Below are 13,788 nucleotides of genomic sequence, written 5' to 3'. Positions count from 1 at the left end.
GCCGTCCGTACGGCGTACGCGACCCGCCTGCCGGTCAGTCGCCGGTCAACCGCCGGTCAGCCGCCGGCGCCGAGGCGGTAGACGAGCCCCGCCTGGTCGTCGCTGACGTACAGCGCTCCGTCGGGGCCGACCACGGCGTCGACCGAGCGTCCCCACCTCGATCCGTCGGTGTTCTGGAATCCGCTGATCAGGTCGACCGGTGCGCCCAGGGTCTTGGTGGCGCTGTCCCAGGGAAGCCAGAAGGCGCCGGGAGCCCGGGGCGGGGTGCGCTGGTAGGAGCCGTGCGCCACCACGATCGCGCCCTGACCGGGCAGGCCCAGCCGTGCTGCCTCGGCGCTGCTGACGAAGTGGAACCCGATCGGAGCGCTGTGGGCGGCCAGCCCCGCCTGGGTGGGCGGCAGCGCGGCGCAGTCCAGCGCGGCGCCGGTGGGGTTGTTGACCGGGTCGTTCACGTACGGGATGCCGGTGAGGGCACCGGCCGGCTGGGAGTGGGTGGTGTCGGGGCTGCAGTACGGCCAGCCCAGGTCCGTCCCGGGGGTGACCCGGGTGATCTGGTCCGCCACCTGGTCCAGCCACCAGTCGGTGTCGGTGCGGCCGAACGCGTCCGCGTAACCGCCGTACGGGCCGTGGAAGGGGTAGGCGGCACGGTTGATCTGGTTGACCGCTGTGAACAGGGTGCCGTCGGGTGCGACGGAGAGGCCCTCACCGTTGCGGACGCCGACCGCGACGGTGGTGCTCGTCCCGCCGTCGAGGGGGACCTGGGAGATCGTGCCGCGCTGCGGGGTGCCGGTCCGGTCGCTCGGGCTGTTGTCGGTGGAGGTGCCGACGCTGTAGTACACCTTCGCGCCGTCGACCAGGACGAACTTGCCGTAGTGCAGTCCGCCCGTGGGGAGGCTGCCGACGAGCGTCCGGTGGTTCTGTGCCGTGCCGTTCGCGGAGAGCGTGTACCTGTCGATGCTGCTCTGCTGGCCCACCACGAGGGTGGCGCCGCCGTCGGGCGTGGCCGAGACGGAGATGCCCTGGGGGCGGTCGAGCCCGGACAGCAGGACGGACTGGGAGGGTGCCGTCGTGGGGCTGGCGGAGGGGGTCAGGCTGACGACCGTTCCCTGCCGGTCGGTGGTCACGAGGAGCCGGCCGTCCGGCGTCCACGACATCAGCCGCGCGCCCGGGACCGAGGCCCACACCTGGGCCGTCCAGCCGGACGGCACGGTGAGCGAGTGGCCGGCCGCGCTTCCGGCGCTGGTTCCGGTGGCGACGGTCAGGGGCACCGTGTGGGTCGGTAAGGGGGCCGCGGCCGCGGGCTGCCCGGGGCCGACGGACAGGGCCAGGAGCCCGACGCAGGCCGCCGCTACGGTCAGCGTGCCACGCCGTCGTGTTGTTCCAACTCGCATCGTTGCTCAGCCTTTCCGGGGAATACAGGTGAGTCGTTGATGACGCCGAAGGAGACGCGCCGATCCGGCGCAGTGCGGTGCGGTGGGGGGACACCGTGACGGAATCTCTGATTCCGCTCAGGCGCCGGCCCTTGATTATTCGCACACCCGCTGACCGCAGGAGCGGGGCAACGTGGCCCTGGCGGAACCAGGCACGGGAGTGCCACGGAAAACAGGCCACATGTCATCGGCCACGGGTCCCACCCGACAGCTCGGCATGGGGGGACGGGGCCGGGGGACGACCGCGCGGCTCCCCGCGACCACCGGTACGACCGTCAGCACCGCCAGGTACCCTCGGACATCGTCAACGCGGCCCGACGGGCTTGCGCTCCACCCCGGTGGAGTCGCGAAGGACAGGCCCCCACGCCGCGGCGCCTTCCCCGACCACCCGCGTACCGGGCTGAGCGACAGGCACCCAGGTGCTCTGACGGCGGACGGCCTCCGCGCGGGCGCCACGACTGCGTCGGAGCAGCTCGTCTCCGTGACCGCCGAGGAGGCGCGCGGGCGCACCCGGTTCGTCCTCCTCGTCGACCGGCAGGTCGCGTACCGCATGGTGCTGAACGCGGTGGAGAAGGCCGAACGCGCCGCTCGCGAGGGGGTCGTATCAATACAGAGGTGGGTGCGGCGGCGCGGCGTACCGCCTCGGGGTGACGTCAGGAGGGCCGCAGCCGCGCCCGCTCCTCGGGGGTGAGCGGTACGGGCGGCGGCCCTGGGTCGGTCAGCTTGGCGTACAGGCTCCGGCACGCCCGGTCCTCGTCGTCGAACCGCTCCAGGACGGTGCGCACGCCGCGCTGCCGCACCCCCACGACCCAGCCGGCGTCGTCCTCCTCCAGGTAGAGGCGGTCATCCGGCCGGGGCGTGCCGGGCGGGGCGGGGCAGTCGGCGATCTCGTACAGCCCGGCGGGGACGCCGGCCGCGCGCAGTGCTCCGCACAGTTCGTGCCGATCCATGCCCCGGCCCTCCCGTTCCGTGTCAGTTGGCGCGTTCCAGGTTGCCGCTGTCGAGCAGGGAGCTCACCGTGGCGCCGGTCTTCACGTTCCGGCAGTAGGTCGCCGTGGCCGTGACCGAGGTCACGTACTGGACGCCCTGCCCGGGCTGCTCGAATCCGGGGGCCGCCGGGCCCGCGCAGACCAGCGTCGGCTTCTTCACCCGGTACAGGTGGTAGTCGAACGGGTAGCGCGGGTCCTGGGTGTTGAGGGCCGACGGCGGAATGGACCGCTCCCCGTACTTGGCGCCCGCCGGTGAGAGGAACTTGCCGAACTCGTTGCCGAAGCGGTCGATCAGCTGGCCGACCCGCAGGGTGTACGGGGCCGCGATGGGACGCCCGTGGGAGTCGTGGGCGAAGCCGTCGTCCGGGAGCAACGAGAACTTCCAGTCGCCCTGGCCGTGGTCCGCGTTCGGGTTCCACCACTTGTTCAGGAACTCCACCGGCGTCAGGTTGCCGAAGCGGTGGTACCCGGCGACGATCTGGCCCAGGACGCCCTTGGTGGGCAGCTTGGCCGGGCCGAACCGCCAGTCGTTGCAGACGAAGGGCGTGTGGGCGAACGGGTAGGGCGACGGCACCAGTCCGAGGCAGCGCGGCTCGTTGCCCGGCCTCGGCGCGTTGTCCGGCGGCTGGATCCGGTCCGGGCCGTCCGGGTCGTTCGGGTCGTCCGGACCGTGCGGGCCGTTCGCCCGTTCGGCGGCCGTCGGCTGCTGATGGGTCGCGGCCCGGTCCCGGGTGTCCGCGGCCGCGGACGAGGGCGTGCTGAGCGCCACGGAGCCGGCGAGCCCGGCTGTCGCGACCAGGGCCGCGCTCCATTGACGGAATGTCACTGATACCTCCGCGAGGTTCGTTCCGAAAGATCGGAAAAGCTATGAATCATCACAGAGGTCCGCCACAAGATCGGCAATCGGAACAGGTCCGAACAGCGCAGCCGCATCGCCCCGACCCCGGGTCACCAGGGGGTCGGCGTCCCTCGCCCCGATGCCGAGGATGAGCGCACGGAGCGCTTCGCGGGTGTCGGCGAGGGGGTGTCCCCCCGGCCGACGATGGTGGCACAGGCATGGCTTCCCGCGGCTCCGCGCAGCTCCGCCCAGACGGTCTTGCCGGGGGCGGTCGGGTGGGGGATGACGCCCCGGTCGTCCGTCGGGGTGGCGACGAGGTGGAGACCGCGGCCGGATGCGGATGCGCAGTCGGGGGCCGGAGGAGTCGGTGGGGGCAGTTTCTCGGCGCGGGTGTCGGTCACTTCGATGCGGAAAATGCCGTCGGCCAGGGTGAGTTGGACGTGGAAGTCCCGGCCGGGGACATGGCCGTGGCGTACGGCGTTGGCGCTGAGCTCGGCCGTGACGAGGGTCAGCGTCTCGTTGACCAGGGTCGTGCAGGGGTGGCCCCAGTCGTTCGGACGGTGCGAGACGAGGCGGCGGGCGAGGCGGGCACCGCGTGGGGTGGACGTGAAGCGCATGGTGAACTCGCTTACCCTCGGTCGGCCTGACCCGCAGGGGAACCGGACGGCGGAGGGCCCTGACCGGGGGCACGCCCCGGCCAGGGCCCTCTTGCGCACGGTCGCTCGTCGGCGGGGGTCAGTCCCGGCCTCGGCCGGTGGTCAGTTGGGCGGTCAGGAGGTGGGCGTCGAGGAGGGCGGTGTCGGCCGTGCGGGCGGCCTTCGCGTAGCCGGTGAGCATGCGTTTGGTCAGGACGAGGGCTTCGGGGGAGCGCCGGGCGAGGGGTTTCGTCCAGGCGGTGACGGTGTCGTCCAGTCGGTCGAGCGGGGCCACCTTGTGCAGGAGGCCGAGCCGGTGGGCGTCGGCGGCGTCGAAGACGTCGCAGGTGAGCATGAGCTCGCGGATCCGCGCGGCGCCCGCCTCCGCGACCAGGCGGCCCATGGCGCCGCCCCAGGCGGGGGCGAGCCCGATGCCGACCTCCGGCATGCGGAAGCGGCAGGTGTCCGCGCCCGCCCGGAGGTCGCAGTGGGCGGCGAGCGCGAGGCCGGCGCCGACGACCTTGCCGTGGAGCCGGGCGATGGTGACGGCGTGGGTGTTCTCCAGGGCCTGGCACAGGCGCTGGGCCTTGTCCGCGATGCGGCGCAGCGCGGCTCCGGTCGGGTCCGAGGCCAGGGCGTCCTGGAATTCCCCCCGGTCGGCTCCGAGACAGAAGTCGTCCCCCAAGGAGGACAGCACCAGGACGCGTATGTCGGGGCGTTCATGGAGGTCGTCGAGGACGGCGATGAGCGCGTCGAGCACGGCCGTGCTCAGTGTGTCGTCCTGATCGGAGGGGTTGAGGCGGACGTGGAGGACGGGGCCGGCCTCGCTGAGGGCCAGGGGCTCGCGGGTGCGGAGGGGGGCGGCGGGGGTGCGGGGAGCGGTGGTGCTGAGCAGGTTCATGCCAGGGTTACGTCCAGGTTCTGCAGGCGCCGGAACGCGACCCGGGGCGCCCAGGCGGGGCGGCGGACCAGGGCGAGTCTCGGCAGGCGGGCGATCGTGTGGCGGAGCAGGGTCTGGGCCTCGAGCCGGGCGAGGGGCGCCCCGAGGCAGTAGTGGATGCCTCCGCTGAAGGCGAGGTGGGTGGGCTTGCGGTGCGGGTCGAACACCTCGGGGGCGGTGAACCGGGCGGGATCCCGGTGGGCGGCCCCCACCATGAGGTGCACCATCTCGCCCGCGCGGACCTCGACGTCCTCCAGGAGGCAGTCCTCGGCGGCGACCCGGCTGATCACGTGGGTGGGAGGGTCGAAGCGCAGAGCCTCCTCCACGAAGGCGGGCACGAGGTCGGGCTGCGCGGCGAGCAGGCTCCAGCGGTCGGGGTCCTCGACGAGCCGGAGCGTCATGATCGACAGGAGGGTGGCGGTGGTCTCCAGGGCCGCCAGCAGGACGAACAGGGCGAGGAAGTAGACCGCTTCGTCGGCCTTGTCCTGGTCCGGCTCCAACTCGTCCCAGGTGTGTATCCAGCGGGACACGGGGTCGGTGCCGGGGTTGGCGCGCCGTTCGCGCACCAGGTCGAGGAAGTAGCTGCGCAGTTCGGCCATGGCCGCGTCGGAGCGGGCCAACTGGCTGGCGTTGGGCAGCAGTTCCTGGGTGAAGACCTGGTCGTGGGTCAGTTCGCGCAGGCGGGGCCAGTCCGCGCTGGGTATCGCGAGCCAGTCGCCGATGGTGGCGACGGGGAGTTCCTCGCTCACCAGGGCGGCGAAGTCCGCCTCCCCGGAGTGCAGGCGCTCCTCCACGGTGCCGAGGAGCCCGTCGACCACCCGGCCCACTCTCCGGCCGATCTGTTCGATGGTGGTGCGGTCGAAACTGCCGGCCGACCGGCGCACCCGGGTGTGCTCCGGGGGGTTGAGGGCGGGCAGGGTGCGGCTGATCTCCCGGGACGAGGGCGCACTCCAGCGGGTGCGCGCCCCCTGTTTCTCCCTCCAGCGCGTGTCCGGCTCGAGCCAGGCGCTGCTGCGCAGCACCTGGTCGCACGTGCTGAAACCGGTGAGGAGAAAACCACCCCAGGGAGCGGGGCTGACCGCGCCCTGGGCCCGGAGCTCGGTGTAGAAGGGAAACGGATCGGCCTGTCCTTCGGCCGTCCTGAGACGGGAGAACAGGGAGATGGTGGTCCGACGGTCTGATGGCGCGGTGGTGACGCTCCGCACGATGGCGGCTCCTTTCTGTCAGCCGCCATACGTACCCGTGAGGTGATTGAAGCATCCAATAACACAGTGCTCTTACATGGTTACTTGCGTCACTCGCCTCGCACCCATGCCCGGAAACGGCTGAAAAGCCCGCCCTGGGGCCGCGGCGCTTCCTGGGCCTGCCGGGAAGCCTGGGACGTGTGCGGGACGGCGGCGGGCGGCTGCGCCGTCCGGCCGGCGGGTGCCGCCCCGGACCCCGTGACGGTGGCCGGCAGCACGGCGCGCGGGGTGAACCGGATGGGAATGGTCACCAGGGAACGGCTCCACGGCGTCGGCGCCCACGCGAGCTCCTTGAAGGGGACGCGCATCTCGACGTCGGGCAGCCGGTTGAGCAGGGACTCGACGGCGGTGGCCGCGATCATGAACGCGGGGTCCTTGGCGGGGCACGCGTGCGGTCCGGCACCGAAGGCCAGATGGGCCTTGGCGCTGAGCTGCTGGCGGTGTTCGGTCAGCTTGGGGTCGGTGTTGGCCGCCGCGAAGGAGACCAGCACCGGATCGCCCGCCCGCAGCGTCCGGCCGCCCAGCTCGATGTCCTGGGTGGGGTAGTGGGCCGCGTAGTTGGCGATCGGCGCGTAGTTCCACAGCGTCTTCACGACCGCGTCCTCGACCGGCAGCCCGGTCGGCCATTCGTCGCTGAGGTAGAGCGCGCTGCTGGTGCCGATCGCGGCGGTCAGCGGAGCGGTACCGCCGGAGAGCAGGGTCACCAACTGGTGCAGCACCTCCTCGTCGGTCAGCCGGGCGGAGTGCACCATCAGGCGGGTGGTGAGGTCCTCGCCGGGCTGGTGGCGCTTGAGGGCGATCAGCTCGGCGAGCGCGCCGCCCAGGACCTCGTCGGCCCCCGGGGTGCCCTCGAAAATGCCGCTGATCCCGGCGATGACGCGGTCACCGATCTCGGGCGGGCAGCCGAACAGGTCGCCGAAGACCAGCAGGGGCAGCGGCTGGGCGTAGGCGGCCATCAGTTCGGCCTGGCCGAGGGGCTCGGAGCTGAAACGGCTGATCAGGTAGTCGGCCGACTGCTGGGTCAGGCGGACGAGCCGGACCTGGTCCACGGTGGCGAGGCTGTCGGTGACCGCCTGCCGCAGCCGCGCGTGCGCCGCGCCGTCGCTGAACAGCGCGTTGGGGCGGTACCCCATCATGGGCAGCGCCGGGCTGTCCGCGGGCACCCGGCCCTCGTTCAGCGCGTTCCACCGGCGTGAGTCCCGCGCGAACGAGGCCGGGTTCTGCAGGATGTACAGGCTGGCGTCGTAACTGGTCACCAACTCGACCTGGACGTCCGGCGCGATGTCGACCGGCGCGCTGGGCCCGAGGGTGCGCAGGTGGGCGTAGTGGCGCTCGGGGTCGGAGCCGAACTCGGGCCCGTACAGCGGAAGGTTCCCGTGTGCGGGGCAACCGGCCGGTATCCCGGTCGGGTCGGACTGCTGATGCATGCCTGGCTCCTAGCCGATGATGGACATGAGGTGCTGTACGAGGGTGATGAGGGCCTGCGCCGAGGAGCCCTGGTCACGCACGTCGCAGTGCACGACGGGGGTCTCCTCGGACAGGTTGAGCGCCTCGCGTACCTCGTCGAGGGGGTAGTCGGGGGTTCCGTCGAAGCGGTTGACGCCGATCGCGTAGGCCAGGCCGAACTGTTCGACCAGGTCGAGGATGGGGAAGCTGTCCTGGAGCCGTTCGGGGTCCACCAGGACCAGCGCGCCCAGGGCGCCCCGGGACAGGCCCTCCCACATCTCCTTGAAGCGTTCCTGTCCCGGTGTGCCGAAGAGGTAGAGGACGAGGGTGTCACTGAGGGTCAGGCGCCCGAAGTCCATCGCGACGGTCGTCGTCGTCTTGTCCGGGGTTCCCGAGAGGTCGTCGAAGCCCTCGCTGGCCTCGGTGATCTCCTCCTCGGTCTGGAGCGGTTCGATCTCGGAGATACTTCCGATGCAGGTGGTCTTCCCGACCCCGAAGTGCCCCACGACGAGGACCTTCACGGATCGGGAGACTGCTGGATCCAGGTACACGGCTGGCTTACGCTCCGAATCGGGTCTTCAGGCCGTCGAGCACGGCGGTGAGCAGTTCGCGGTCGACACGTTCGGCACGCGGCGCCGGATTCCTCACGAAGATCAGGCCGTCCTCCGCCATCTGCGCGAGAAGGATGCGCACGATGCCCAGGGGCAGCCGGGTGTAGCCGGAAACCTCGGCCACGGACAGGAAGCCGTCGGCGATCAGGTCCATGACCGCGCGGGCTTCCGGAGACAGGGTGCGAGCCGTGGCCGCGGTGCCCTCCCGGGCGGTGACGAGCGTGGTGTGCTCGTACTCGTTCTCCGCGGGCAGCGCCCGTCCCTTCGCGATGACGAACAGTGGCACTAAGGCCGACGTCAGCTCCAGCTCGCCGTCCGGGTCGTCATGCATGGCGGGCCCTCTCCCCTCGCGACGCGTGCCGGGCGGTGAGCACGGGCACCAGCTCGCTCAGACGTGTGCTGAAGTCCTCGATGTCGCAGTCCGGTTCGGCGGCCGCCGCCAGGAAGGCGCCCTCGCCGGCCGCGATCAGGAAGATCCATCCGTGTTGGAACTCGATGACCGTCTGCCGCCAGTCGTCGTCCCGCCGCCCGCTCGCGAAGGGCGCGGTCGCACGGCTGTAGGCGTGGATCCCCGTCATGGCCGCGGAGATCGTGTCCGCCATGTCCCGGCCGATCCCGCTGCTCGCCCCGCGGGGCAGACCGTCGGCCCCCAGCAGCAGGGCGTGCCGGGCGCCGCGCGCGGCGGTGATCGCCTCGTCCAGCTCGGGGATCACGAACCCGGAGCTGCCGGCCCCCTCCTGCTGCCCCGCGGGGTCGCCCGCGGCCGGGACCGCGTCGGCCGCGTTCACCCGGGGCGGCGAGGTGAGGTTGTTGCCCAGCCGGGCGACCAGCCGGTGCATCCGGAAGGAGATCTGCTGCATGTCGACATCGGGCTCCGCGGCGGCGGCCAGGTAGGCGCCCTGCCCGGCCCCGATCAGGAACACCCAGCCCTGCGCGAACTCGATGATGGTCTGGTTCCACTGCCGGTCCTGCGACGCTCCGGCGAAGTGGGTGGTGGCCCGGCTGAGCGACTGCATCCCGGCCATGGCGGCGGAGATGGTCCGTACGTCCTGGGTGGTCAGGCCGTCCGTGGCGCCCCGCGCGATGCCGTCCGCGGACAGCACCACGGCGTGCCGCGCCCGGGGGACGTTGTCCACGATGTCCTGGACCATCCACGACATGTCTGTAGTAGTCATGCGTCCTCGGACCCTCCGGGCGTCGGGGCGTCGAGATCACGGCCGGTCAGCGTGCCGCGCTGGAAGGCGCCGAGGCCGCCGCCGGAGCCGCGGGGCACTCTTCTCGGCCGCTGCTCCCCGCCGGAGGCGTTCCCGCCGGAGGTGACGCCGACGATGGGCGACTTGCGGGAGCCGCGCCTCGGCAGGCCGTGCACCGTACGCGTCGTGCCGCCGGACTCCTCGGGGAGCTCGACCCGCCGGATGCCGCTCAGCGGTGCCGGCGCGTCGGTGGCCGGCGGCGGGGTCTCCTCCATGGTCCACAGCTCCTCGGGCAGCAGGACGACGGCCCTGACGCCGCCGTACCGGGAGACTCCGGTGACATCCACCTTGAAGCCGTACTGACGGGCGATCAGGCCGACCACGGGGAAACCGAACTTGGGCTGGGTGCCCAGCTGGGAGAGGCGGGGGACGGCGTCGCCGGACAGCATCGCGGTCGCCTTCTGCCGGTCCTCGTCGCTCATGCTGACGCCCGCGTCGTCGATGATGATGCACAGGTTCTTCTGGACCCGCTGGAACGTCACCTCGATCGGCGCGTCCGCCTGCGAGAAGCTGGCCGCGTTGTCGAGCAGTTCGGCGACGGCCAGGGCGACCGGCTCGACGGCGGACGCCTTCAGCGCGATGCCGCTCGGCTGCATGATCTCGATCCGCTGGAAGTTGCGGATCTGGCTCTGGGCGCTGCGGACGACGTCGTAGACGCTGGCGGGCTGGTTGCGGCGGCCGAGGGGCGCGCCGCACATGACCGCGATGCCCTGGGCCTTCCGTGCCATCTGCGCGTTGGCGTGGTTGACGTCCATCAGGTCGGTGAGGACGCTGTGCCCGCCGTACTTGCGCTGGATCTCGTCCAGCAGTGCCGTCTGCTCGGCCGCGAGGCTCTGCAGGAAGCGGGCGGCGCCCTTGAGGACCGCCTTGGTGTTCTCCTCCGAGGCCTGCTCGGCCTCGCGGATGACGCTGTCCTGCTCGTCGCGGACCCTCATGAGTTCGCCCTGCACGCGGCCGAGTTCGGCGTCGGCGTAACTCAGGCGCTGCCCGAGGGAGGCCTCGGCTTCTCTCTTCCTCACCCCCAGGGCTCTGTTGCGGAGTGCGAGTGCCACGACCGCGGCGATGGCTATCACCGCAGTCGCAACCAGGCACCACAGAAGCACGTCTTCAGTCATGGAAACCTTTCCCGGCGCAGGGCACGCAGGCGTCGACGGACACGCATCGCGAGGATCCGCAACCCGTCACAGGGGGACTGCACCAGTGGTGATGCGAAGAGCAGACCGATTTCAGGTCAGCACCTGAGCAAAGTGGATCAAGGTCGCAGACGGCCGAATGTTATCACCGTCGAACACACCGTCGGATGCCCGACCGGTCGCCTCCACAGTGTCAACACCAATACGTAACAGCCTTGTTGGAAAGCGGGTCGGCCGCTGCGGCGGAGGCTTCCGCGCCGGGGCCCCGGGGCCGCCCGGCCGGCGGCCCGGGGCCCGGCGTCCGGGGGACCTCTTGCCCGTGCCACTCAGGCAGAGCCGCTGTCCGGTCCAGGTCATCGCGCCGCTGCGCAGTCACAGGCACGGGCGAGTCGGCACCGGTACCGGTGAGCGCCGCCGGAGCCGCGCCCGGCCGGCCGGGCGGCGGTCCCGGCGGGCGAGGCCGATGCCGCGCGGGCCGCGGCCGAGGCCGGGCGGCGCGGCCCGGACCCGGGCGTGGCCGGCCGCTCCGCAGGGGCCGAGGCCGGCTTCCGGTCAGCGGCACATAGCCGGGCACGAGGTCGTCCCCGGCATCCGGCAGGACCCGCACGGCGCGGCCGGCGGCCACGGGCCGTGCCCGACGACGTGGTACAGGGGATCAAGCGCTGCGTGTTCCGGTGCGAGGTCCAGCGCGGTCTCCGTGCGGGCGGCAGTCCACGAACCGTCCCGCGGGGCGGGCCGGACGCCCGGCAGGGCGGGGCGCGCCGACGCCCCGACACGCTTCAGTCGACCGCTGCCGGGGGCCCGTCGACTGCCTTCGGGCCCAGCGACCGTTCCGCCACCCGGCCCAGATGCCTGGCGAACACCTCCCGCGCGTCCGGGGTCAGTGTGCTCAGGGCGACCAGGGCCGTGATGGCCACGTCGCAGAGTTCGCCCTCCACGTCCTGCCAGGTGTGGGTGACGCCCTTGCGGGGGTTGCGGCCGGTGGTGCCGATGACCGCCTGGGCGACCTCGCCGACCTCCTCCGAGAGCTTCAGGACGCGCAGGAGGAGCACGTCCGTCGCGTCGTGCGGGCGGTTGGCGTCCAGCCAGGCCCGCAGGGCGTCGATGGTGGGCCAGAGGTCCGGGGGCTGATCGGTCATGGACCGCAGACTGCCAGGTTCTCGCCGGTGTGCGGACCGTTCGCCGGTCCCCGGTGCTCTCCGTCTTCTCCGTCCTCTCGTTCTCCTCGGCGCCCTCGGTCTTCTCAGTCTTCTCGGTCTTCTCAGTCTTCGAACAGCGGTTCCTGCTCGCCCTCCCTGGCCCTCTGCAGCCGCTTGTTCCGGGCCCCGATCACCACCGCCGTCGCCGCCGCCGTCACGCCGAGGGCCGCGGGGACCATCCAGCCGCGGTCGAAGAGGTGGCCGAGGGCCTGGTCGAGGGAGAGGCGGCCGGGGCCGGTGACGGCGAGGCCGGCGGCGGCCAGGCCCAGGCTGGCCGCGTACTCGTAGCCGCCCTCCATCGCGAAGAAGCCGTTGGGCAGGTGGACCGCTGCCGCGCCTGCCATCGCGCCGGCCGCCGCCGCGCCGGCCGCCGGGGTCGCGAGGCCCAGCGCGAGGAGCGTGCCGCCGCCCGTCTCCGCCAGGCCGGCCGCCGTCGCGCTCGCCCTGCCGGGGGCGTAGCCGACGGACTCCATGAACTGGCCGGTCCCTTCCAGTCCGTGCCCGCCGAACCAGCCGAACAGCTTCTGTGTGCCGTGCGCCGCCAGTACCCCGCCGGTGCCCAGACGGAGCAGCAGCAGGCCCAGATCTCGTCGGTTGCAGCAGGTCCTGGTCACGGTCGCTCCCCGGTCGTGCGGTCGGCGGGGACAGCCGTCCCTCGCGTTTCCACCGTCGCACCGTCCACACCTCACCGGCCTGCTCGGCGTGCCGTTCGGGTGGCGGGGCGGGGGAGCGGTGCATGCCCCGCACGCGCCTGCGGAGTCAGTGTGGACTCGCCGGAGCGCAGCGGCCGGGCGGCCAGGGCCGCAGCACCGACTCCAGTCCGCCGTACGCGATCGGATTCGGATCATCGAACGCGGAGGAGACCGCCGCCACGGCATGTGGCGCTCCTGGCGTCGTGGGCGGCCACCCCACAGACGCCGGCGACCGAGCTCGAATCCCGGTTCGAGACCGGGCAGGCCTGAGCCCTCCCGTGGCAGGGGCTTGCCCTCGTGTGCGCTCCAACTCCTAGCGTCCTTCGTCATGGAGAGCATCGAGAGCACCAGGACCGAGAGCAGCAGGGCCGAGAGCAGCAGGGCCGAGAGCACCAGGACACTGGGGCGTAGCGGCATACAGGTCAGCGTCCTCGGCTTCGGCTGCTGGGCCATCGGCGGTGAGTGGCAGGACACCGACGGACAGCCCCTCGGGTGGGGCAAGGTCGACGACGAGGAGTCCGTACGGGCCGTCCGCCGCGCCCTCGACCTGGGCGTCACCTTCTTCGACACCGCCGACACCTACGGCGCCGGACACAGCGAGCGCGTCCTCGGGCGGGCGCTCGGCAAGCGGCGGGACGACGTCGTCGTCGCCACCAAGTGGGGCAACGTGTTCGACGAGGACACCCGGACCCTCACCGGCAGCGACGACTCCCCGGAGTACGCCCGCCGGGCGCTGACCGCCTCGCTGCGCCGCCTCGGCACCGACCACGTCGACCTCTACCAGTTGCACCTGGCGGACCTCGACACCGGCCGGGCGGCCGAACTGCGGGACATGTGCGAGGAGTTCGTCGAGCAAGGGCTCGTGCGTGCCTACGCGTGGAGCACCGACGACCCCGCCCGCGCCGCCGTCTTCGCCGAAGGGGAGCACTGCGCCGCCGTGCAGCACGCGCTCAACGTCCTCCAGGACGCGCCCGAGATGCTGGCGCTGTGCGAGCGGTCGGGGCTCGCGAGCATCAACCGCAGCCCGCTCGCCATGGGCCTGCTGAGCGGGCAGCGCAGGGCCGGTGACGCGCTGGAGGCCGGCGACATCCGCAGCCGGCCGCCGGCCTGGCTGGGAGGTTACGTCGACGGGGCGGGGGCCGATCCCGACTGGCTGGACCGGGTCGACGCCCTGAAGGACGTCCTCACCAGCGACGGCCGCACCCTCGCCCAGGGGGCCCTCGCCTGGCTGTGGGCGCGCAGCCCGCACACCGTGCCGATCCCGGGCTTCCGTTCCGTCGCCCAGGCCGAGCAGAACGCGGGCGCCATGGAGAAGGGGCCGCTCACCGCCGGGCAACTGGCCGACGTCGACCGGATACTCGGCAGGTGAGCGGCCCCG

General features: G+C 72.3%; 14 protein-coding genes. 1 reads left to right on the top strand and 13 read right to left on the bottom strand.

The annotated features are described in order from the left end of the window. Positions 1 to 56: 56 nt before the first annotated feature. The 13 genes from ABZX30_RS16290 to ABZX30_RS16230 form a co-directional block, all read right to left on the bottom strand. Positions 57 to 1,268: a hypothetical protein gene (locus ABZX30_RS16290; protein ID WP_355933962.1), complete on the bottom strand. Its 1,212-nt coding sequence runs from the start codon at positions 1,266 to 1,268 to the stop codon at positions 57 to 59. An 815-nt stretch (positions 1,269 to 2,083) separates the two neighbouring features. After that, the gene (locus tag ABZX30_RS16285; protein ID WP_355933960.1) at positions 2,084 to 2,380 is read right to left on the bottom strand and encodes a hypothetical protein; all 297 of its coding nucleotides are present in this window, start codon (positions 2,378 to 2,380) and stop codon (positions 2,084 to 2,086) included. A gap of 22 nt (positions 2,381 to 2,402) precedes the next feature. Beyond that, a complete protein-coding gene (locus tag ABZX30_RS16280) occupies positions 2,403 to 3,245 on the bottom strand; it encodes a TNT domain-containing protein (RefSeq protein WP_355933959.1) in 843 nt (280 codons plus the stop codon). A gap of 122 nt (positions 3,246 to 3,367) precedes the next feature. After that, positions 3,368 to 3,874: an ATP-binding protein gene (locus tag ABZX30_RS16275; RefSeq protein WP_355933958.1), complete on the bottom strand. Its 507-nt coding sequence runs from the start codon at positions 3,872 to 3,874 to the stop codon at positions 3,368 to 3,370. A gap of 118 nt (positions 3,875 to 3,992) precedes the next feature. Further along, positions 3,993 to 4,793 carry an enoyl-CoA hydratase/isomerase family protein gene (locus ABZX30_RS16270; protein WP_355933956.1) on the bottom strand — a complete coding sequence of 267 codons (801 nt, stop codon included), beginning with the start codon at positions 4,791 to 4,793 and terminating at the stop codon, positions 3,993 to 3,995. Then, positions 4,790 to 6,037, bottom strand: coding sequence for a cytochrome P450 (locus ABZX30_RS16265; protein WP_355933954.1), 1,248 nt, complete (start codon positions 6,035 to 6,037; stop codon positions 4,790 to 4,792). The genes ABZX30_RS16270 and ABZX30_RS16265 overlap by 4 nt, the downstream gene beginning before the upstream one ends. A gap of 89 nt (positions 6,038 to 6,126) precedes the next feature. Continuing rightward, positions 6,127 to 7,503, bottom strand: a complete 1,377-nt coding sequence (locus tag ABZX30_RS16260) for a cytochrome P450 (RefSeq protein WP_355933952.1) — start codon at positions 7,501 to 7,503, stop codon at positions 6,127 to 6,129. A 9-nt stretch (positions 7,504 to 7,512) separates the two neighbouring features. Next, positions 7,513 to 8,073, bottom strand: a complete 561-nt coding sequence (locus ABZX30_RS16255; RefSeq protein ID WP_355933951.1) for an ATP/GTP-binding protein — start codon at positions 8,071 to 8,073, stop codon at positions 7,513 to 7,515. Between the two features lie 7 nt (positions 8,074 to 8,080). Next, the gene (locus ABZX30_RS16250) at positions 8,081 to 8,464 is read right to left on the bottom strand and encodes a DUF742 domain-containing protein (protein ID WP_355933949.1); all 384 of its coding nucleotides are present in this window, start codon (positions 8,462 to 8,464) and stop codon (positions 8,081 to 8,083) included. Further along, positions 8,457 to 9,284 (bottom strand): roadblock/LC7 domain-containing protein, encoded by an 828-nt coding sequence (locus ABZX30_RS16245; protein ID WP_355933969.1) that lies wholly within the window; start codon positions 9,282 to 9,284, stop codon positions 8,457 to 8,459. The genes ABZX30_RS16250 and ABZX30_RS16245 overlap by 8 nt, the downstream gene beginning before the upstream one ends. A 20-nt stretch (positions 9,285 to 9,304) precedes the next feature. Further along, entirely contained in the window at positions 9,305 to 10,501 is a 1,197-nt protein-coding gene (locus tag ABZX30_RS16240) for an ATP-binding protein (protein ID WP_355933948.1), read from the bottom strand. Positions 10,502 to 11,298: 797 nt separating this feature from the next. Next, positions 11,299 to 11,658: a MazG-like family protein gene (locus ABZX30_RS16235; protein ID WP_355933947.1), complete on the bottom strand. Its 360-nt coding sequence runs from the start codon at positions 11,656 to 11,658 to the stop codon at positions 11,299 to 11,301. A gap of 122 nt (positions 11,659 to 11,780) precedes the next feature. Continuing rightward, positions 11,781 to 12,332 carry a DoxX family protein gene (locus tag ABZX30_RS16230; RefSeq protein ID WP_355933946.1) on the bottom strand — a complete coding sequence of 184 codons (552 nt, stop codon included), beginning with the start codon at positions 12,330 to 12,332 and terminating at the stop codon, positions 11,781 to 11,783. Between the two features lie 406 nt (positions 12,333 to 12,738). On the opposite strand from ABZX30_RS16230, the gene ABZX30_RS16225 reads away from it, so the two are divergent. Continuing rightward, a complete protein-coding gene (locus ABZX30_RS16225) occupies positions 12,739 to 13,779 on the top strand; it encodes an aldo/keto reductase (protein ID WP_355933944.1) in 1,041 nt (346 codons plus the stop codon). Positions 13,780 to 13,788: the final 9 nt, after the last annotated feature.

Source organism: Streptomyces sp. NPDC004542 (assembly GCF_040610035.1).
In the GTDB taxonomy this organism is placed as follows: domain Bacteria; phylum Actinomycetota; class Actinomycetes; order Streptomycetales; family Streptomycetaceae; genus Streptomyces.
The sequence above is the reverse complement of the archived record's forward strand: the minus strand, read 5'-3'. Positions and strand labels throughout refer to the sequence as shown.